Source organism: uncultured Sphingomonas sp. (genome assembly GCF_913774285.1).
Classification (GTDB): Bacteria; Pseudomonadota; Alphaproteobacteria; order Sphingomonadales; family Sphingomonadaceae; genus Sphingomonas.
The window spans coordinates 1-19,478 of record NZ_CAJYHX010000014.1 but is presented as its reverse complement, the minus strand read 5'-3'; the positions used below and the strand labels follow the sequence as shown (position 1 = coordinate 19,478).

At 66.3% G+C, this 19,478-nt stretch carries 16 protein-coding genes, 1 tRNA gene and 1 pseudogene; 14 read left to right on the top strand and 4 right to left on the bottom strand.

The genetic code is table 11. The annotated features are described in order from the left end of the window. Positions 1-94: 94 nt before the first annotated feature. The 3 genes from QZ670_RS06320 to QZ670_RS06310 all read right to left on the bottom strand — a co-directional run bounded on the left by QZ670_RS06320 (position 95) and on the right by QZ670_RS06310 (position 5,907). Entirely contained in the window at positions 95-1,315 is a 1,221-nt protein-coding gene (locus QZ670_RS06320; RefSeq protein WP_294253068.1) for an NADP-dependent isocitrate dehydrogenase, read from the bottom strand. Between the two features lie 114 nt (positions 1,316-1,429). Then, a complete protein-coding gene (locus QZ670_RS06315) occupies positions 1,430-5,017 on the bottom strand; it encodes a M1 family aminopeptidase (RefSeq protein WP_294253065.1) in 3,588 nt (1,195 codons plus the stop codon). Positions 5,018-5,028: 11 nt separating this feature from the next. Beyond that, complete coding sequence (locus tag QZ670_RS06310) at positions 5,029-5,907, bottom strand: ABC transporter ATP-binding protein (protein ID WP_294253063.1); 879 nt, start codon at positions 5,905-5,907, stop codon at positions 5,029-5,031. Between the two features lie 185 nt (positions 5,908-6,092). On the opposite strand from QZ670_RS06310, the gene QZ670_RS06305 reads away from it, so the two are divergent. Continuing rightward, complete coding sequence (locus QZ670_RS06305) at positions 6,093-6,644, top strand: PRC-barrel domain-containing protein (RefSeq protein ID WP_294253061.1); 552 nt, start codon at positions 6,093-6,095, stop codon at positions 6,642-6,644. Positions 6,645-6,693: 49 nt separating this feature from the next. Here QZ670_RS06305 and QZ670_RS06300 read toward each other — a convergent pair. After that, positions 6,694-6,783: transfer RNA gene (locus QZ670_RS06300), tRNA-Ser, on the bottom strand. A 253-nt stretch (positions 6,784-7,036) separates the two neighbouring features. On the opposite strand from QZ670_RS06300, the gene QZ670_RS06295 reads away from it, so the two are divergent. From QZ670_RS06295 to QZ670_RS06235, 13 genes and pseudogenes are all read left to right on the top strand, one after another. Further along, positions 7,037-7,585, top strand: a complete 549-nt coding sequence (locus tag QZ670_RS06295) for an FxDxF family PEP-CTERM protein (RefSeq protein ID WP_294253059.1) — start codon at positions 7,037-7,039, stop codon at positions 7,583-7,585. Positions 7,586-7,745: 160 nt separating this feature from the next. Further along, positions 7,746-8,783, top strand: a complete 1,038-nt coding sequence (locus QZ670_RS06290; RefSeq protein WP_294253057.1) for a lytic murein transglycosylase — start codon at positions 7,746-7,748, stop codon at positions 8,781-8,783. After that, positions 8,767-9,609 carry an SPOR domain-containing protein gene (locus tag QZ670_RS06285; RefSeq protein WP_294253055.1) on the top strand — a complete coding sequence of 281 codons (843 nt, stop codon included), beginning with the start codon at positions 8,767-8,769 and terminating at the stop codon, positions 9,607-9,609. The genes QZ670_RS06290 and QZ670_RS06285 overlap by 17 nt, the downstream gene beginning before the upstream one ends. Before the next feature lie 33 nt (positions 9,610-9,642). Further along, positions 9,643-10,809 (top strand): D-alanyl-D-alanine carboxypeptidase family protein, encoded by a 1,167-nt coding sequence (locus QZ670_RS06280; protein WP_294253053.1) that lies wholly within the window; start codon positions 9,643-9,645, stop codon positions 10,807-10,809. A 5-nt stretch (positions 10,810-10,814) separates the two neighbouring features. Beyond that, positions 10,815-11,798: a DNA polymerase III subunit delta' gene (locus tag QZ670_RS06275; RefSeq protein ID WP_294253051.1), complete on the top strand. Its 984-nt coding sequence runs from the start codon at positions 10,815-10,817 to the stop codon at positions 11,796-11,798. A 45-nt stretch (positions 11,799-11,843) separates the two neighbouring features. Beyond that, positions 11,844-13,349, top strand: a complete 1,506-nt coding sequence (gene metG / locus QZ670_RS06270) for a methionine--tRNA ligase (protein ID WP_294253048.1) — start codon at positions 11,844-11,846, stop codon at positions 13,347-13,349. After that, entirely contained in the window at positions 13,346-14,125 is a 780-nt protein-coding gene (locus QZ670_RS06265; protein WP_294253046.1) for a TatD family hydrolase, read from the top strand. Before metG ends, QZ670_RS06265 begins: the two co-directional genes overlap by 4 nt. A 25-nt stretch (positions 14,126-14,150) precedes the next feature. Beyond that, positions 14,151-14,921, top strand: coding sequence for an MBL fold metallo-hydrolase (locus QZ670_RS06260; protein ID WP_294253069.1), 771 nt, complete (start codon positions 14,151-14,153; stop codon positions 14,919-14,921). Continuing rightward, positions 14,918-15,532 (top strand): TIGR02281 family clan AA aspartic protease, encoded by a 615-nt coding sequence (locus QZ670_RS06255; RefSeq protein ID WP_294253045.1) that lies wholly within the window; start codon positions 14,918-14,920, stop codon positions 15,530-15,532. The genes QZ670_RS06260 and QZ670_RS06255 overlap by 4 nt, the downstream gene beginning before the upstream one ends. A 187-nt stretch (positions 15,533-15,719) precedes the next feature. After that, positions 15,720-16,244, top strand: a complete 525-nt coding sequence (locus tag QZ670_RS06250; RefSeq protein ID WP_294253044.1) for a helix-turn-helix domain-containing protein — start codon at positions 15,720-15,722, stop codon at positions 16,242-16,244. An 11-nt stretch (positions 16,245-16,255) separates the two neighbouring features. Further along, on the top strand, positions 16,256-16,657 hold the full coding sequence (locus tag QZ670_RS06245) for a hypothetical protein (RefSeq protein WP_294253042.1): 402 nt from the start codon (positions 16,256-16,258) through the stop codon (positions 16,655-16,657). Between the two features lie 120 nt (positions 16,658-16,777). Continuing rightward, a complete protein-coding gene (locus tag QZ670_RS06240) occupies positions 16,778-18,148 on the top strand; it encodes a TolC family protein (RefSeq protein ID WP_294253040.1) in 1,371 nt (456 codons plus the stop codon). Between the two features lie 144 nt (positions 18,149-18,292). Continuing rightward, positions 18,293-19,478, top strand: a pseudogene (locus QZ670_RS06235) (hypothetical protein); the annotation flags it as partial.

The following is a 19,478-nucleotide window of genomic DNA, read 5'->3' as shown; positions in this document are numbered from 1 at the left end:
CTCCGCCAGACAGTTATGCTCGCCGTCGGCGCCACTCAGATACTGAAAGGCGACGGCGGGCTCGTGGTCGAACTCCGCCGCCGCTGACCGGATCTTATGCCCAGGTCGCCATCTTGTTTTCGAGGTTTTGACGCACGGCCTCGAAGAACTGCTCGGTCGTCATCCACTTCTGGTCGGGGCCGATCAGGATCGCGAGATCCTTCGTCATGTCGCCGTTCTCGACCGTCTCGATGCAGACCCGCTCCAGCGTCTCGGCGAAGCGGGTCACGTCGGGGGTGCCGTCGAACTGGCCGCGATACTTGAGGCCACCGGTCCAGGCAAAGATCGACGCGATCGGGTTGGTCGAGGTCGCCTTGCCCTGCTGGTGCTGGCGGTAGTGGCGCGTGACGGTTCCGTGCGCGGCTTCCGCCTCGATCGTCTTGCCGTCGGGGGTCATCAGCACCGAGGTCATCAGGCCGAGCGAGCCGAACCCCTGCGCGACCTGATCCGACTGGACGTCGCCGTCGTAGTTCTTGCACGCCCACACGAACTCGCCATTCCACTTGAGCGCCGAGGCGACCATGTCGTCGATCAGGCGGTGCTCGTAGACGATGCCGGCGCTCTGGAACTGGTCCTTGAACTCGGTCTCGAACACCTCGGCGAAGATGTCCTTGAAGCGGCCGTCATAGGCCTTGAGGATCGTGTTCTTGGTCGACAGGTACAGCGGCCAGTTGCGGCCCAGCGCATAGTTCATCGAGGCGCGCGCGAAATCGCGGATCGACTCGTCGAGATTGTACATGCCCATGGCGACGCCGGCCTGCGGGAAGTCGAACACCTCGTGCTCGATCGTCTCGCCATTCTCGCCTTCCCACTTCATGGTCAGCTTGCCCTTGCCGGGCACCTTGAAGTCGGTCGCCTTGTACTGGTCGCCAAAGGCGTGACGGCCGACGACGATCGGCTTGGTCCAGCCCGGGATCAGGCGCGGCACGTTCGAGATCACGATCGGCTCGCGGAAGATCACGCCGCCCAGGATGTTGCGGATCGTGCCGTTGGGCGACTTCCACATCTTCTTGAGGCTGAATTCCTCGACGCGCTGCTCGTCCGGGGTGATCGTCGCGCACTTCACGCCGACGCCATACTGCTTGATCGCGTTGGCCGAATCGATGGTGATCTGGTCGTTGGTCTCGTCGCGCTTCTGCACCGAGAGGTCGTAATACTTCAGATCGATGTCGAGGTACGGAAGGATCAGGCGCTCGCGGATCCATTCCCAGATGATCCGCGTCATTTCGTCGCCGTCGATCTCCACGACGGGCGTTGCTACCTTGATCTTCGCCATAAGCTCGCTTTCCTGAGACAGGTTGGTTCCCGGCAGCGTCTAGGGGCAAGGGCAGGGGGGATCAAGCGCCTCGAACAGCACCCGATCCCCCTACCGAGGTACCGGCGGGGTTGCTCAGCCCCCGCTGGTCGCAATCACATTGTCGTCGGAGTTGCGATCGATGCGGACGTTGTACGGATCCGCACCCGCGAACGCCGGCTTGGCCTTGGTAACCAGCGTGATGGTCTGCACGCCGGTACGGATCGGCAGCCGCTGCAGCACCAGCACGTCCTTCGCCGCGAAGCTGCCGCGTCCTGGCATCGCCAGGAACGCGCCGAACTCGGCCTGCTCGGCCATAGGCGCCTCGGTCTCCTTGCCCTTGCCGTCGGCGTAGAGCTTGTGCGCCTCGATCGTCAGCGTGGTGCGCCAGCGGCCATCGGGCAGCTTCTTCACCACCGCCGAGCGGGTCTTGATGTCGTACAGCGTGATCCGCTCGAACAGGTCGGTGATAAGCGCATTCTCGGCCGGCGTCGCGCCGACGCGGAACTCGGCGATCAGGTCGAGGCTGCGTGGATACGGCGGGCCCTGGAAGCGCCATTTGGCGTCGTAGCGCTTGAGCGCCGCGTTCACCCGCGCCTCGCCCAGCTCGTCCTTCAAGCGGTACATGGCGAGGCTGCCCTTGCGATAATGGATATAGGGCTGGTTCTCGACCCGGGCGAGCGGCAGTTCCTCGATCACCTCGCCGCCACGGCTGCGCAGGTAGCGGTCGAGTTCGTATTTGAGGAAGCGGCGGATCTGGTCGCGGCCGTACAGGTGCTCCATCACCATCAGCGACGAATATTGGGCGAGGGTCTCCACGCCCATCGTCGCCCCCTGGTTGTCGGAGGTGACGACCTGGTGCGCCCACCATTGGTGGCCGAGCTCGTGGGCTGCGACATAGGTGACGTAATCGATCTTCTCGGGATCGGAGAGGTCGGCGATGAAGCCGATGCCTTCCGAATAGGGCATGGTGCCGGCGAACGCCTGGGCGAACTGGGCATAGTCCGGGAATTCGATGATCCGCGCCTGGCGGAACTGATAGGGCCCGAACGACGGCTGGTAATAGTCCAGTCCATGGCGGAAGGCGGCGAGCATCCGGTCGACATTGGCGCCGTGCTGGGCGTCGTAATAAACCGCCAGATCGATGCCGTTGTGCAGGATGTGCTTCTCCTGGTAGCGCGCCGACTGCACCGAATAGAAGTTCAGGATCGGCACCGAGGTGACGAACCGCGCGGTGCGACGGCCGCCCTCGGTGCTGTCGGCGACCTTGTCGCCCGGCGCGATCGGGGTCTGGTCGGCGTCGGTCGAGACCGTGATGTCGGTCTTGATCCAGTCGGTATGGAAGGCGCTGAAGCGGGTGCCGGCCAGATCCTCCAGCTTCGGCGGGCGGAGTTCGGAAGGCAGGCCGTATTTGCGGCGCTTGGCGCGATCCTGCAGCATGCCGGATCGCTCGATGCCGAGGACCGGCACGAATTCCGCGTTGTTGACGAAGGTGCCGTTGGTGACGACGCGGGTGTCGTTGCCGCCATTGGCGAAGCCGCGCTGGCGCCGCTCGGTACGGAAGTCGAGCGTGGTCGTCGCTCCCGGCGCCAGCGGCGTGGCGAGGCGGTAGATGCGGTACTGGAAGCGGGGGTAATCCTTGGCGACGGTGGCGCCCGGGATCGTCACCGACACCAGCCTGGTAATCCGGTCGCCCATGCGGACATGGATGGCGTCGAGCGGCTTGCCGGTCCGGTTGACCAGCGTCATACGGCCGGAGGCGGTTAGCCCCGGCTGCTGCGGGCGGATGTCCACCGCGACGCGCACCGCCGCGACCGACGGCTGCGGCACGCCTTCGAACGGCAGCAGCGTCTTCTCATAGTCGGCGAGTTCGCGCTCGTCGCTGATCGGCGTCCGGTAGACGTTCCAGACATGGGTGTTGATATAGACCCACACGCCGGTCGCGACGAACACCGCCAGCGCTGCACCGCCGACCAGGCCGGCACCGCCCGCGAGCTTGCGAGGCAGCCGGCGAAGTCGCGGCAGCAGCCGCGTCTCGGTACCACGCCGCCACAGGCCATGGGCGAGCACCAGCAGCAGCACCGCAAAGGCTGACCAGTAGAGCCGCAGCCACCAGGCACCGATCCAGAACGTCCCCTGACCGTTCATGTCGGACAGCGGCACGCGCGGGCCCTGCGCATAATTGTACAGTACGTCGCCAAAGCCCAGATTGCCCAGCGTCACCCGGCCGATGATGTAGACCACCATCAGCCCCCAGCCGACGAACTTGTGCGGGCTCAGCGCCTGGAGGAACACCGCCAGCACCGCCAGCAGGGCATAGTCGACCGTCTCCGGCAGCACGTACCAGAGCAGATACTTGCCCAGCTCGAAATGGCTGTAGCCATGAACCAGCTGCATGATCATGCCGCCCAGCACGCTGACGACCAGCGTCGAGAACAGCACCAGCGTCACCGCCAGCGCCTTGGGCAGCACGAAGGCCCAATCGGGGATGGCGCTCGCGTCGACGATCTCGTGCATCTTGCGGTCGCGCTCGCGCCAGACGAGCTCGCCGGCATAATAGATGGCGATGATCATCGGGATCAGCCCGAAGGCGCCCTTTAGCAGATCGATCACCACGCGCGTCGCCGGCACCACCGGCGTGCCGACCACCTCGCCGAGGTCAGTCAGCGACGCCATCGCGTTGAACAGGCCGAGTGCCAGCAGCACGAAATAGGCCGGGCTCTTGAACACCTGCGCCATTTCCAGCCGGGTGCGCACGACGAGCTGGGTCCAGGCGGCGGTACGGTCGTAGCGCGGCATAGGCAGCGGGCCGGCGGGGCGAGGAGGCTCGACCGCCTCGGGCACTGCAGCCGCGGCCTTGGCCGCCTTGCGCGCCTGCTTGGACGGGCGGGTCGAGAAGCCGAACCGCGCATAGGCCAGTGCCAGCGCGGCAGCCGCGACGCCGAGCACGATCAGCCGGTTCCACAGCACCAGCCCGGCCAGCGGGATGGTCAGCGTGTTGCGGTCGGCGGCCGTCCAGTATTTAGTCAGATAGCTGGTCGCGCCGACGCTAAACGGCTCGCCATAGGCGCCAATTAGCTCATAGGCGGGGTTGCGGTCGAGCACGAGCGTCGCGACGAAGAACAGGATCAGGAAGGCGACGACGCCGACATAGGTGGCCATCATCGAGCGGGTGATCGTCGCCAGCGCGAAGAACATCGCCGAGGTGAACAGGATGTTGGGCAGCGCCAGCACCACATAGGCGGAGAGATAATAGCCGAGCCGGTTGGGCCCGAGCGTCTCCGGGTCCACCCAGGGCATGTGGCTGCCGATCCACACCGCAACCGGCACCGCGAGAAAGCCGAGCGCCGCTGCCAGGACGGCGCCGGCAAAGCGGCCGAACAGATAGGCGCTCTTGGTGACGCGGGTGGCGCGGACGATCGGGCCGAAGCCGGTCTCATCGTCGCGCACCACCACATTGGCGACGAAGGCCGTCGCCACGAACATATAGAACAGCGTCAGGATCTGCATCATTTGCGCAATCGCGAACGGCGCGTTCTTGTGGACGTTGCCGCCCGAGCCGATCTGGATCTGGTCCACCGTCGTCGCCCCGAAGGCGAGCAGGAAGAAGATCACGATCGCGACCCAGAAGACCGGGTTGCGGCGCTGGTAGCGCCACTCGAAGCCGAGGATGCCGGCGAACATGGCCACCTCCCTCAGGCTGCGCGACGCGAGGCGTCGAGCGTCGAGAAATACACGTCTTCGAGGCCGCCCTGGACCGGCGTAAAGCCGTCGCCGGGCGCGCCGTCGGCGACGACATGGATGATGGTGCGGCCGGCGAACAGCCGGGTGGAGATCACCCGGTAGCGTTCGCGGTGCGCCTCCAGCTCGTCGCGCGCGATCGTCTTCTGCCACACCCTGCCGCGCGTCTCCTCGATCAGCGCGAGCGGGGCGCCTTCGAGCAGCACGCGGCCGCCGGCCAGCACCGCCATGCGCGGGCACAGGTCCGCCACGTCCTCGACGATGTGGGTGGAGAGGATCACCACGACATTGTCGCCGATCTCGGCGAGCAGGTTGAGGAAACGGTTGCGCTCCTCGGGATCGAGGCCGGCGGTCGGCTCGTCGACGATAATCAGCTGGGGGTTGCCGATCAGCGCCTGGGCGATGCCGAAGCGCTGGCGCATGCCGCCGGAGAAGCCGGCCAGCGCTTTCTTGCGCACCGCCCAGAGATTGACCTGGTGGAGCAGTGCCTCGACCGTTTCCCTGCGCTCGCCGCGCCCTGCAATGCCCTTCAGCACCGCCATATGGTCGAGCATGTCATAGGCGGAAACGCGGGGGTAGACGCCGAAGTCCTGGGGGAGATAGCCGAGCGTCCTGCGGAGCAGCTCGGGCGTGGCGATCACGTCGAGGTCGCCGAACCGGATGCTGCCGGAAGTCGGGGTCTGCAGCGTGGCGATGGTGCGCATCAGCGTCGACTTGCCCGCGCCGTTGGGGCCGAGCAGCCCGAACATGCCCGGCGAGATCGCCAGGGTCACGCCGTCCAGCGCCCGTGTGCCGTTGCCATAGACATGCGTGAGATTGTCGATCTGCAGCATTGGATACTTCCCCCGTCGAAATAGCGCTGAAGAAGCTAGCAGCTGTATTGCCGATGTAAAGCAGTCCCGCGCGGCCTCGTTCGCCGTGGCGGGCGCGGCGGAGCCTTCGCCGCATCGCCTCGTTGAGAGCGACGCACCGGCCGGGCGAAATCTGCTGTCCACGGCGCGGGAGCGAAGGAGGAACGATGGCAGACATCGCTGGCTGGCTGGCCCTCGCCGCCACGTGCATCGCGGCCCTGATGACGGCCTCCAATCTCGGCGCGCGCATCACCGGCTGGGGCTTTGTCGTGTTCACGGTCGGCGCCGGTGCCTGGATCGTTGTCGGGATCGCGACCCATCAAACGCAGCTATTGTGGAGCAACGTCTTCCTCGGCCTGGTCGACCTGTTCGGCATCTGGCGCTGGCTGGGCCGCCGCGCCCGCTTCAGCGATGCGGCCGATGTGGAGCAGGAGATGAGCCGGCAGCACCCGGGCGAAAATCTGTTCGCAGCCTCCGGCCTCGACGGCATGCCGGTGAAGGGCCGGGACGGACAGGTTCTTGCCCATGCAGTGGATGCCATGCTGGCGTGCGACGGCGGCGGGCTGTCCCACCTCGTCATTCGCGAGGGCGGGCTGGGCGGTGTCGGGGAGACCCTGCGGCGGCTGCCTTGGGCCGATGTCCGGGTGAAGAACAACGCGCTTCTGACGCCGCTCGACGGCGCCGCGCTGGCACGCCTTCCCGTCGTCGACTCCGCTTGACCGAATCGGCGGTCGGTTCCCGGATCGGAAAGAGCTGCGAAAGGCTTGGTGGCGGAGAGAGTGGGATTCGAACCCACGGTGAGCTTGCACCCACGGCGGTTTTCAAGACCGCTGCCTTAAACCACTCGGCCATCTCTCCGCGTCGGGCCAGCGCCTAGTCGGAGTTCGTGTGCGGATCAATCCGTCTCCGCGCAATATGACGTTCACCAAGCTGTCACAGTCGAGTCGCGGAGCTCCAAGCGAGAAAGATCGTAAACGCACGCCCTTTTGCTGTTCCGGACCGGGACGCGGTCCCCGTTCGGGACCAGCGGCTTGTTGAAGCTGTCGCGCCGATGGCTAGTTCGGAAGGGGCTTACAGCAATCGTTTCGACATCAGCGGAAACAGAGGGTTCATGATCAACAAGCTTCTCCCGGCACTCGGCGCCATCGCCGCCGTCGTCTCCTTCTCGGGCTCGGCGCAGGCCGCCACGGTCGTCACCACCCACTATACCGGCGCGAACATGAACATCGCCCCGAGCACCGACGGCACCTACTCGGCCGATTTCGGCAAGTCGGGCATCAAGGCCGGCAACTTCGAGCACATCTACAGCTTCACCCTGCCGGCCTATCTGACGGGCAGCGCCTCGATCAACACCAGCGCGGTGAAGCTCAAGGCTGCCAACGACCTGGACCTGTTCTCGGTGACCTTCAACGGTATCGCGCTGACCGGCACCTATGGCGGCCTGAACGAGGCGGTGTTCGCCAATGACGTGCCGATCATCGCCGGCAAGGAAAACACCATCGTGATCAAGGGCCTGTCGCGCGGCAACGGCTCGTACGGCGCCCAGGCGACCTTCGCTCCGGTTCCCGAGCCCGCCAGCTGGGCGATGATGATCGGCGGCTTCGCGTTCGTCGGTGGCGCGCTGCGCCGTCGCAACACCGCGCGCGTCGCGTTCGCCTGAACCAGGCTTGCCGCACCTCCTGAGGTGCGCTGGATCGAAGGACACCGGTCGCGCCCCCGCGACCGGTGTTTTTCTTTTGGTCGCCGCCGAGCGCGGTTTTCGTCGTATCGGAGGGGCGCGCGGGCTTTCTGTGGGCGCGTGGCTGTGCAACAGCCGGGCCATGTCGCGTATTTGCTCGTATCTCGCCGGAGTTGCCGGCTTTGCCCTCGCCCTCGCCCTGCCGATCCGCCCCGCGCTGGCGCAGGACGAGGCAGGCTTTCAAAGCTACCTCCAGACCCTCGCCGCCCAGGCTGCTGCCGCCGGGGTGAGCCGCCGCGCGATCGACGCGGTGATCCCGACGCTCACCTACAATGCCCGCGTGGTCGAACTCGATCGCCAGCAGCCGGAGAGCAGCCCGAACGCGCCGGTACCGGCCTTCGCGCCGTACCGCGCCCGGCATGTCGATGCCGATCGAATCACCCGTGGCCGCGCCGCCTATTTGCGGGCGCGCGGTCGGCTCTCGGCGATCGAGCGTGAGACCGGCGTGCCCGAATCGATCATGGTCGCGATCTGGGGGCATGAGACCAATTATGGCCGGGTCATGGGCGGCTTCGACCTGCCGCGCGCGCTGGCGAGCCTCGCCTATGAAGGCCGCCGCCGCGCGCTGTTCGCCGACGAGTTCATCGCGACGCTCAAGATGATCGATCGCGGCGTGCCGCGCGAGAAGCTGGTCGGCAGCTGGGCGGGCGCGTTCGGCGGGCCGCAGTTTCTCCCCAGCGTCTATCTGCGCCTCGCCCGCGACGGGGATGGCGACGGTGTGGCGGACATCTGGAACAGCGACGCGGACACGCTGGCCTCGATCGGCAACTACTTCGTCAATGCCGGCTGGCGGGCAGGGGTACCCTGGGGCTTCGCCGTCTCGGTGCCGACCTCGCTAGACCGCCGCCTGATCGCCAACCGCACCACCAGCCCGCGCTGCCCGCGCGTCCATGGCCGCCAGAGCCAGTGGAAGACGATGGCGGAGTGGCGAGCCCTCGGCATCGTGCCGCAGGGCCGCGCCTGGCCTGGGGACGACGTTCTGGCGACGCTGCTCGAACCCGACGGGCAGGGCGCCACCGCCTATCTGCTCACCGGCAATTACCGCGTGATCCTCGACTATAATTGCTCGAATTTTTACGCTTTGTCGGTAGGCCTGCTTGCCGATGCAGTGGAACGCTAGACCGATCACGCTTGCGCTAGCGCTGCTTGCCGCGGCGAGCGCGCATGCCCAGGATACCGACCCGACCGAGCGTGCGCGCGGGCCGCACGGCACGTCCCAGCGCCAGGCGGGTGACGGACGCTACGATGCGGTGGGGTATGTCGCGGTCCAGCCGATCGGCGCTGCCGCCCTGGCGATAAGCCCGAATCTGCCTGTCGAAAGCTATGCCGAGGTGACCGCGCTCGACAGCGGCCGCACGATTCTCGTCCGCATTGCAGAGACGTCGGCGGTACCGGGCGCGATTGCCGCGATTTCCGAAGGCGCTGCCAGCCAGTTGAGCGTACCCGCCGACCGGCTGGCGGCGGTCCGCATCCGTGCGGTGCGCCCTTCAGCCGAAGACCAGGCCGCTCTGCGAAGCGCCGGTGCCGCGCAGCCCCGCATCGATTCGCCGGCCGCACTGCTGCGTGCGTTGCGGCTGCAGCTTCCGCAGGCAGATCCCGGCGAGCCGCTGCCGCCGCCACCGCTTCCGCCGTCGCAGCCCGATCCGATCGTCGACGTTATCCCGCACCCCGTCGCGAGCGTTGCGGCACCGGCGAAACCCCCGTTCGTCCTCAAGCCCCCCGCGCCGAAGCCGGCCCAGGGCCGCTATCTGGTGCAGGTGGCCGCACTTTCTTCGCTTCGGCGCGCGCAGGCGCTTGCCCAAAAGCTACAGGGCTTCGTAAAGGCAGGGGGCGGGCTCTATCGTGTCCAGCTCGGCCCCTTCGCGACGGAGGCGGCGGCGGAGCGGGCGCGGGCGGAGGCCGTTCGGGCCGGGTTCGGAGATGCGCGCCGCACCACGGTCCGATAGGGGTAAACCTTTACGCGTTCTGGACCGATCATCATGAAGAAGCTCGCCGCCGCCTCGTTCCTGGCGCTCGCCATCGCCGCTCCGCTGCAGGCCGCCGGCCCGGATTTCCCGACGCCCGCGCCGATCGCGTACATGGAGGACATGTCCTCGGGTGCGGTGCTGTTTGCCAAGGATGCCGATCGCCGCATGCCGCCGGCCTCGATGGCGAAGATGATGACGGTCTATGTCGCGTTCGACCTGATCAAGAAGGGCGAACTCAAGCTCGACCAGAAGATCGAAGTGCGCCCTGAGACCTGGAAGAAGTGGCACTCGCAGGGCTCGACCATGTTCCTGGGCGTCGGCGAGCAGCCGACCGTGGCGGACCTGCTCAAGGGCATCGTCACGCTTTCGGGCAACGACGCCTGCGTCGTGCTGGCCGAAGGCATCGCCGGCACCGAGGAGGGCTTCGTCAACCTGATGAACGATCGGGCGAAGAAGATCGGCCTCACCAACAGCCATTTCGGTACGTCGAACGGCTGGCCCGATGAAGGCCGCACCTATGTGACCGCGCGCGACCTGGCGCATCTCGCCGCCGCGACGATCCGCGACTTCCCCGATCTCTACAAGTCCTTCTACTCGCTGCCGAGCTTCACCTGGGGGAAGACCCTGGGCGCCGGTGCGGCGATCGAGCAGGGCAATCGCGACCCGCTGCTCGGCAAGGTGCCCGGTGCGGACGGCCTCAAGACCGGCCATACCGAAGAGGCCGGCTATGGCTTCACCGGATCGGCCGAGCAGAACGGTCGCCGCCTGGTGATGGTGCTCGCCGGGCTCGATACGTATAGCGGCCGTGCCGACGAATCCGTGCGCTTCATGCGTTGGGGCTTCGCCGCCTGGAGCACCAAGCCGGTGGTCAAGAAGGACCGCACCGTAGGCACCGTCGACGTGCAGGGCGGCACCGCCAACAAGGTGGCCGTCGTCGCCCCGCGCGACCTCAACATCACGCTGCCCTCGGGCCTCAGCCCCAAGCTGGCCGGCAAGATCGTCTATCAGGGCCCGGTAAAGGCCGGCTTCAAGAAGGGCGACCATATCGCCGACCTGATCATCGAGGGCGAAGGCATGCCGCAGCAGATGCTGCCGCTGGTCGCCGCCGAGGATGTCGGCCAGGCAGGCTTTTTCGGCCGCGCCTGGGCGGGCCTGATGTCGCTGCTCCACCTGGCCTGATCGCCTTGGCCGACGCCCTGATCGGCAACAGCCAAGCCCGCGAAGCGCTCGCTGCCGCCATGGCGAGCGGCGCGTTGCACCATGCCTGGCTGATCGCCGGGCCGGAGGGCGTGGGGAAGGGGGGCTTTGCCCGCATCGCCGCCGCGCGGTTGCTGGCCGAAGCCGCCGAGCCCGACCGGCTGATGCCGGGCTGGGACGTGCCGGAGAGTACCCGCACCGCCAGCCTGATGGCCGCGGGCAGCCACCCGGATCTCAAGATTCTCGCGCGGCTGCCCAAGGATGCGGACAAGCCCGACGAGGCGCTCGCCCGTTCGATCACCATCGCGCAGGTGCGCAGTCTCCAACCGCTGTTCGCGACCAAGCCGTCGCTGAGCCCGCGCCGGGTGGTGATCATCGACGCGATCGACGATCTCGAGCGCGGCGGCGCCAACGCGTTGCTCAAGAACCTCGAGGAGCCACCGGCGGGGACGATCTTCCTGCTGGTGAGCCACGCCCCGGGCCGGCTGCTGCCGACCATCCGCTCGCGTTGCCGGCTGCTCCGCTTCGAGCCGCTGAGCGATGCCGAGACGACGACGGTCCTTCGCCACCAGATCCCCGAGGCCAGCGAGATCGAGATCGCCGCGCTCGTCGAGGCCGCCGAAGGGTCGCCGGGCCGCGCGATGCGCTTCGCCGGGCTGGACCTCTCCGCGCTGGAGGCGGACATGGCGCAGCTCGCCGACTATGGCGATCCGGACAATGCGCTGCGCACCCGGCTTGGCCGCCAGCTCGGCGCCAAGGCCGCGCAGCCGCGCTATGAAGCCTTCCTCGAACGCACGCCCAGCTTCATCGCCGCCCGTGCCAAGCGGCTGGAGGGCGAGGCGCTGCGCACCGCGCTGGACGCCTATGCCGCGGCGCGTGAGCTTGCCGGTGCGGCGCTCGGGTTATCGCTCGACGCCACGGCCACCGTGTTCGAGATGAGCGGCATCCTCTCACGGCTGGCGCGGCGCTGAGGGTACAGGTTGCCCGTTGCTGCGCCGCATCCTAAAGCGGCGGGCATGGCTGACCCCTTCTATATCACCACCGCGATCCACTATCCCAATGGCAAGCCGCATATCGGCCATGCTTATGAGATGATCGCCGCCGACGCGATCGCGCGCTTCCAGCGCCAGCAGGGTCGCGACGTGTTCTTCCAGACCGGCACCGACGAGCATGGCCTCAAGATGGTGCAGACCGCCCGCGCCCGCGACATGACCGCGCGCGAACTCGCCGATGAAATGTCGAACCATTTCCGCGTGATGGCGGAGAAACTCGATATTTCGTGCGATCGTTTCATCCGCACCTCCGAGGCCGATCACTACCGCGCCAGCCAGGCGATCTGGGAGAAGATGGCGGCCAAGGGCGACCTGTATCTCGATCGCTACGAGGGCTGGTATTCGGTCCGCGACGAGGCGTTCTACGAAGAAAAGGAACTGGTCGAAGGGGAAGGGGGGCAAAAGCTCTCGCCCCAGGGCACGCCGGTCGAGTGGACCAAGGAGGAGACCTGGTTCTTCCGCCTGTCCAAATACCAGCAGCCTTTGCTCGATTTCTACGCCGCCAACCCGGACTTCATCCGCCCGGAGTCGCGCCGCAACGAGGTGCTGCGCTTCGTCGAGGGCGGCCTGGTCGACCTCTCGGTCAGCCGCACCAGCTTCGACTGGGGCGTGCCGGTGCCGGGTTCGCCGGGCCATGTGATGTATGTGTGGGTCGACGCGCTCACCAACTATCTGACCGGCGCGGGCTTTCCCGACGATACCGAGCGGCTGGCGCGCTACTGGCCGGCCGATCTGCATCTGATCGGCAAGGACATCGTCCGCTTCCACACCGTCTATTGGCCCGCCTTCCTGATGTCCGCCGACATCGCGCTGCCGAAGCAGGTCTTCGGCCATGGCTTCCTGCTCAACCGCGGCGAGAAGATGTCGAAGTCGGTCGGCAATGTCGTCGATCCGATGGAGCTGGCGGAAACCTACGGCGTCGACGCGCTGCGCTATTTCCTGCTGCGCGACGTCAGCTTCGGCCAGGACGGCACGTTCAGCGACGAGGCGATCGTCACCCGGGCCAATGCCGATCTTTCGAACAGCTTCGGCAATCTGGCGCAGCGAACGCTCAGCTTCATCGCCAAGAATTGTGAAGGCGCGGTGCAGTCCGGCCGCGCCGACGACGCCGATGCAGTGCTGCTGGCCGAGGTCGACACCGCCTGTGCCGCCTTCACCCGCGCGTTCGAGGATCTGGCGCTGAGCCAGGGCGTCGAGGCGTGGATGACCGGCGTGTTCGCCTGCAACCAGTATATCGACGCGCAGGCCCCCTGGACGCTGCGCAAGACGGACCCCGAGCGGATGCACGCGGTGCTCGGCACCCTACTCAAGGCGATCCGTCGCCTGGGCGTGACGATCGCGCCGGTGGTACCGACCTCTGCGGCCAAGCTGCTCGACCAGCTCGGCCCCGACGGTGATGCGGACTTCAAGATCGCAGCCCCGACCCCCATCTTCCCGCGACTTGAACTGCAAACTTCCGAGGACGCATGAAGCTCGCCGACAGCCATTGCCACCTGATCTACAAGGGTCTCGGCGAGCAGCAGCCCGAGGTCCTGGCGCGCGCCCGCGACGCCGGCGTGGTGGCGATGCTCAACATCTCGACGCGCGAGAACGAGTGGGATCAGGTGATCGCCGTCGCCGAGCGTGAGGCGGATGTCTGGGCCAGCGTCGGCATCCACCCCCACGAGGCGGACACCCACCCCCATGTCGACACCGCCAAGCTGGTCGAGCGCGCGCGGCACCCGCGCGTGGTCGGCATCGGCGAAAGCGGGCTGGACTATTACTATGATCACAGCGACCGCGATCGCCAGCGGGCGAGCTTCCGCGCCCATCTGGCGGCGTCGCGCGAGACTCAGCTGCCGATCATCGTCCATACCCGCGACGCCGAGGAGGACACCGCCGAGATCCTGCGCGAGGAAATGGGGAAGGGGGCCTTTCCCGGCGTGATCCATTGCTTCACCGCGAGCCGCGCCTTTGGCGAGATCGCGTTGGAACTCGGCTTCTACATATCGATTTCCGGTATCGTGACGTTCAAGAACGCCAAGGACCTGCAGGAAACTGCCGCCGCGCTGCCGCTGGAACGGCTGCTGATCGAAACCGACGCCCCGTTCCTCGCGCCGGTGCCGCATCGGGGCAAGACCGGCGAGCCCGCCTTCGTGGCGGACACGTGCCGATTCCTCGCGCAGCTCCGCGGCGAGGACCCCGAGATGCTCGCCGAGGCGACCCGCGCCAACTTCCACACGCTCTTCGCCAAGACGCTGGCGTGACCGGGCAGGGGACCTGTCCTTGCCGCTGAGCATCCGCATTCTCGGCTCTGGCACGTCCTCGGGCGTACCCCGCATCGGTCCCGACTGGGGTGCCTGCGATCCGAACGAGCCGCGCAACCGGCGTACGCGCTCGTCGGTGCTGGTGCGGAGCGCGACGACGACGCTGCTGATCGACACCAGTCCGGACATGCGCGAGCAACTGATCGCGGCAGAGGTTTCCGACGTCGATGCGGTGCTGTGGACCCATGATCATGCCGATCATTGCCACGGCATCGACGATCTCCGTCAGGTCATGCACGCGCGCAGCGGCACGCCGGTACGCGGTCTCGCGCGACCGTTTACCTTCGAACAATTGCATAGCAAGTTTCACTATGTGTTTGAGGGTAGGGGAAAGTTCTACCCGCCGGTCGTCGCGCTGGAGACGATGCCGGACAGCTTCACGATTGGCGACATTGCGGTTCGCGTCGTCGACCAGCCGCATGGCGGGATCACCTCGGCCGGGATCCGCTTCGAAAGCGGTGGCAAGGTCGTCGGCCATGCTACGGATTTCCATGCAATGACCGCCGAGATGCGGGAGCTCTACACCGGCCTGGACGTGTGGGTCGTCGACGCGCTGCGCCGCGCGCCGCACCCGACGCATCCGCACCTGAGCGAAGTGCTTGGCTGGATCGAGGAACTGCGCCCGGCGCGTTCAGCGCTGGTCCACATGGACCACAGCATGGACTATGCGACGCTCGCCGCCGAACTGCCCGACGGTGTCGAGCCGGGCTATGACGGGCTGGAGCTCCACGCGTGAACGGCACCGACGGCGTCAACATGGTCTGGCTGATCGGCGCGCTGGTGCTGGTGGTCAGCGCGCTGTCGGTGCGGCGGATCGGTTTCGGGCTGTTCCTGCGAACGGTGCTCGGCTGGGTAGCGATCGTGCTGCTGGTGCTGTTCGCGGTCGGTCATCGCTACGAACTGGCGGCAGCCTGGTCGTCGCTGAGCGCGAAGCTCGGTCTTGAGGATCAGCGCGTCGAGGGGGATACCGTGCGGATCCGGATGAGCCCGGACGGGCATTTCTGGGCGCGCGTGACGCTGAACGGCGTCGAGCGCCGGATGCTGATCGACAGCGGTGCCACAATCACGGCGATTTCCGAGCGAACCGCCAAGGAGGCAGACGTCGAGACGTCGGAAGGCCTTCCGGCGATCATCGAGACGGCCAATGGCAGCGTGGCAGCGCGTCGGGCGCGGATCGCGGCGGTATCGCTCGGTCCGCTGACGATGCACGATCTCGGCGTGGTGGTGTCGCAGAACTTCGGTGAGCTCGACGTGCTGGGAATGAACTTCCTATCGCGGCTGCACAGCTGGCGCGTCGAAGGCAATGTGTTGGTTTTGGAGCCCAGGCCCAGCAAGGGAACGGAGTAGGCCGAAACCGCGGCGCACCTGTTTCTCCGTGCAACGTTTTACATAATATAGATTATCGTTCTTGCGCTTGCCCAGCGGGTGTAAGCGCAACGTGGAAATGAGACATCTCCGCTAAATAGAAACGGGACAGCTCCGTTTCGCAGCGGCGTGGTGTTATGCAGTCCTCGGCAACGAGGATGTGCGCACGATGACGGTAATCGCGATGAGTGCTGCGGAAATCTCGCGGTTTGAAACGCTGATGCGCGTTCAGCGCCGCGAGCGTCGGGTCGTCGACGCGGTCGCTCGGCTTGGGTTGCAGCGCAGCCAGATGTACCGGCTACTGGAGCGCTTGCGGGACGAAGGCGCCGCCGGCCTTGTGTCCCGCAAGCGCGGGCAGCCGAGCAACCGACGTTTCAGCGATGCCTACCGCGAGCAGATCCTCGGCATCGTCCGCGAGCGCTACGCTGATTTCGGCCCGACACTGGCGGCCGAGTATCTGGCCGAGCGCCACGGCATCACGCTGTCGCACGAGACGCTGCGGCAGTTGATGATCAGCGCTGGCCTGTGGAAGGCCAAGGCCGCCAAGCGCTCCAGGCTCCACCAGACCCGCAACCGGCGCGAGCGCCGCGGCGAGCTCATCCAGGTCGATGGCTCGGACCATGACTGGTTCGAGGGCCGCGGCCCGCGCTGTGCAGCCTGCTGGTCTATATCGACGATGCCACCAGCGAGCTGAGGCACCTCGAGATGGCGGAGAGCGAAAGCGCCCTCTCCTATCTGCAGGCGACGCGCACCTATCTCGAGCGGCACGGCAAGCCGATCGCCTTCTATTCGGACAAGCACAGCGCTTTTCGGAACAACCGCGCGACGGCCGACAGCGATGCGATGTCGCACCTCGGCCGCGCGCTCGACAAGCTCGGCGTCGAGAACAAGCGGCAACGGAACAACAATGCGCCAGCTCGCAGCTCACAGTCGGTGGGCGTTTTCGCCACGTCGCTCGCGGCTCTGGATGAAGCGCGATTGGAGAACGAGCCGCCAAAGCGGCGAGGAAGGCCGCCCCTCCCCCGTCTAAAGCAGCAGCTAGACACCGCCGCGGAGGAAAAAGCAGACTTTCCGTTAAGGAGAGCTGGCGTTCCAAGGGGCACTTGAGGGTGCGTTGCTGAGCAACCGGCTGCCCTGAATTGCACCTTGTACATTGGAGAGAATTGACCTTACCGTGATGCCCTGCTTCACTGATGAGCGATACTATTCATTTGGTGCATCCACGGTATGCAAACCCGATACTGTGCCCTCTGCCTCCTGCCTCTGCTTCAAGGAGTCATTGGCATCAATCATGCACAAGCGCAGAGGATAGAAGTCGATCTGGCAGAACTTTTTGATGGGCCTGTGGTCGCTGGTGCGAATACCACCTATCCGCCCCCGCTGACCCTGCAGCAAGCGATCGATGCCGCTGTCCGCACAAACCCCGCCTTCGCCGCGCGGGAGGCCAATTATGACGCAAGCAAGCAGAACGTTGTGATCGCTCGTGCACAGCGGCTTCCAACAATCTCGCTGGTCGCAGATGTTCGTAACGATCTTCAGCGCAGCACGCCGGATCCATTTTCTCCTACGCGGCAAGTCGTCGGCTCGCTAGAAGCGACACAACCCTTGTACAGCGGCGGCGCTGTTCGCCACGGCCTGGCAGCGGCGAGATATCGCGCGGAGTCTTCCGCGCGCGCCGTCGAAGCGGCGCGCCTCGACCTCACGCTGGCGGTCGCGAGTGCCTATGCGAACGTGGTCAGAGACCGCGCGGTCGTCCGTATCCTGAACGACAGTCAGCAGAAACTAAGTACCATACTGGCTGCGACCCGCGCCCGTTTTGCGGCACAGGATGTTACCCGCACGGATGTGCGACAGGTGGAGACGCGGCTCGCGTTCGCCGAAGGCGACCTTGCCGCCGCGCGGGCCAGTCTGGCAGTCAGCAACGAACGCTTTCGCCAACTGGTCGGCGCTCCTGCCGGCCGTGTGGAGTCCTATCCTGTACTGCGCGCGCTGCCGGTCGACCTGCCGTCGACAGAGAGCGCTGCCATTGAACGGAGCCCCGCGCTACGCAGCGTGCGGGCGCTCTCGGATGCGGCCGAAGCCGATGTCGGATCGGCGCGCGCCGCACAGCGACCGCGTGTCTCGCTCGGGGTGTCCACGACCTTCGCATCGACGCTAGGCTCGCTGGCAAACACACCCGTCGGCAACCTCGATCGCAGCATCTTCGGGTCCACCGTCTTCGCGCGGCTCTCCGTTCCATTGTTCAACGGCGGTGCGACAACGGCGGCCACGGAACGCGCTCGCGCCGTCGCCCGTGCGGCGAAGGACAATCTCACCGAGGCCGAACGAGCCGTCCGCGCCGACGTCAGAGCCGCCTATGCGCGAGCCCAGATGGCGCTGACGAGCGCAAGGTCCGCCGCTGCCGCAGCCAAGGCAAGCCGCGAGAGCCTGAATGGCGTGCGAGAGGAAAACGCCATCGGCACAAGGTCCGTACTCGATATCCTGAATGCCGAGCAGGAGCTTTCCCTGGCGGAGTTACGGATCGCATCCGCCGAACGTGACCTGTTCGTAGAACAGGCAACACTGCTGACCCAATTAGCAGAGACCATCACCGAATAGAATTGCTACCATATGTGAAACCCACTTTCCCCTCCATAAAAAATCCGCATTGTCCATGATCTATATAGGTACTTAAACCTATTTTGACGACCATCGCACGTTAACCCTCGTCAAACTATCGTGGTGGCAGGGTGGAGATGTCCGATGGATGACCTTGGCAACAGCATTCCGGAAGCGAAACTGTATCAGGCACTTGACAGTTTCAATATGCAAGAGAGCTTCTCTGGCGTGCGCTCAAACGAAGTCAGTGCGCCATCTGCCCCCAACGTGACCAGCGACGTAGAGGGTGCCGCGATTCGCGGGGACAACATCCTTTCCTTTGCTACCGGTGCATCGATCGGTACGCCGTTGGCAACGACCGGGTCTTCGGCCTCCGCTTCGACCGCCGCTCCCGCCGGCTACGCTGCGGACGCCCCCGCCGGTGCGCCCGGCGATCTCGCGACCATCCTGACCGGCCAGCCAGCTGCGACCAATGTCGCCTTTCCCTCGTCTTCTGCCCCGCAGGATGCCGAGGTAGCGCCTGTCGCTGGCATTTCCACGCCTCCCGGCGGTATTGCAAACCCGTTCACCCCCGCCCCGGCCGCAGCCGCGCCGGATGCGCCAGCCTCCCCGGGCCCGACGACATCGCCCGCCGATCCGAACACACCCGCACCCGACGCGATCGAGGAAATGGTGGCGCCCGCGCCGAATACAGAGCCGGTCTCCGTAGCAACAACGCCGGCGCCTGCGAGCGAAGAGGTCTCGGCCGTTGGGGCCGCCCCGTCGATCCAAGCGCCCGGCCCGGTACCGTCCATCAATCAAGTCGATAGCGCGGCGGGCTCTGCGCCGCAGGAACCCGTCGTCGGGGGAAACCCGACTGCCGGCACGTCACAAGATCTGTCGCCTCCCCCCGCGCCCCCCGAACAACCCGGCGGCAGCGGCGCAGGCTCGGGGACAAGCGCGTCGACCGGCAACGAGGGCTCGAGCGGAGTCCCGGACGGATCAATCGTATCTGATCGGGAAGGCGATACCGATCTCGTCGTCGACGCCGGGCTCGGCCTGCCGATCATCGACGACGTCGCCGCCGCCGCCGACGCGAACCTCGATCCCGTCGAGGCGCTCACCGGCACCGACATCGATGTGAACCTCGCCGCCACCCTCGACACAGCGCCGGTGGAAGACCAGGCCGCCGCCACGCTCGACCCGATTCTCACGGCTGCGGGTGACCTGCTCGGCGGGTCGGCGGCGCCGGACCAGGCCGGCGATACCGATCTTGTCGTCGATGCCGGGCTCGGCCTGCCGATCATCGACGATGTCGTCGCCGCTGCCGACGTGAACCTGGACCCCGTCG

Bases quoted from the DNA above. Each gene is read 5' to 3' on its own strand.
- QZ670_RS06240 (WP_294253040.1), top strand. From the start codon at position 16,778: ATGCAAACCCGATACTGTGCCCTCTGCCTCCTGCCTCTGCTTCAAGGA.
- QZ670_RS06285 (WP_294253055.1), top strand. From the start codon at position 8,767: ATGCAGTGGAACGCTAGACCGATCACGCTTGCGCTAGCGCTGCTTGCC.
- QZ670_RS06250 (WP_294253044.1), top strand. From the start codon at position 15,720: ATGACGGTAATCGCGATGAGTGCTGCGGAAATCTCGCGGTTTGAAACG.
- QZ670_RS06290 (WP_294253057.1), top strand. From the start codon at position 7,746: ATGTCGCGTATTTGCTCGTATCTCGCCGGAGTTGCCGGCTTTGCCCTC.
- QZ670_RS06265 (WP_294253046.1), top strand. From the start codon at position 13,346: ATGAAGCTCGCCGACAGCCATTGCCACCTGATCTACAAGGGTCTCGGC.
- QZ670_RS06280 (WP_294253053.1), top strand. From the start codon at position 9,643: ATGAAGAAGCTCGCCGCCGCCTCGTTCCTGGCGCTCGCCATCGCCGCT.
- metG (WP_294253048.1), top strand. From the start codon at position 11,844: ATGGCTGACCCCTTCTATATCACCACCGCGATCCACTATCCCAATGGC.
- QZ670_RS06315 (WP_294253065.1), bottom strand. From the start codon at position 5,017: ATGTTCGCCGGCATCCTCGGCTTCGAGTGGCGCTACCAGCGCCGCAAC.
- QZ670_RS06245 (WP_294253042.1), top strand. From the start codon at position 16,256: ATGGCGGAGAGCGAAAGCGCCCTCTCCTATCTGCAGGCGACGCGCACC.
- QZ670_RS06295 (WP_294253059.1), top strand. From the start codon at position 7,037: ATGATCAACAAGCTTCTCCCGGCACTCGGCGCCATCGCCGCCGTCGTC.
- QZ670_RS06320 (WP_294253068.1), bottom strand. From the start codon at position 1,315: ATGGCGAAGATCAAGGTAGCAACGCCCGTCGTGGAGATCGACGGCGAC.
- QZ670_RS06305 (WP_294253061.1), top strand. From the start codon at position 6,093: ATGGCAGACATCGCTGGCTGGCTGGCCCTCGCCGCCACGTGCATCGCG.
- QZ670_RS06310 (WP_294253063.1), bottom strand. From the start codon at position 5,907: ATGCTGCAGATCGACAATCTCACGCATGTCTATGGCAACGGCACACGG.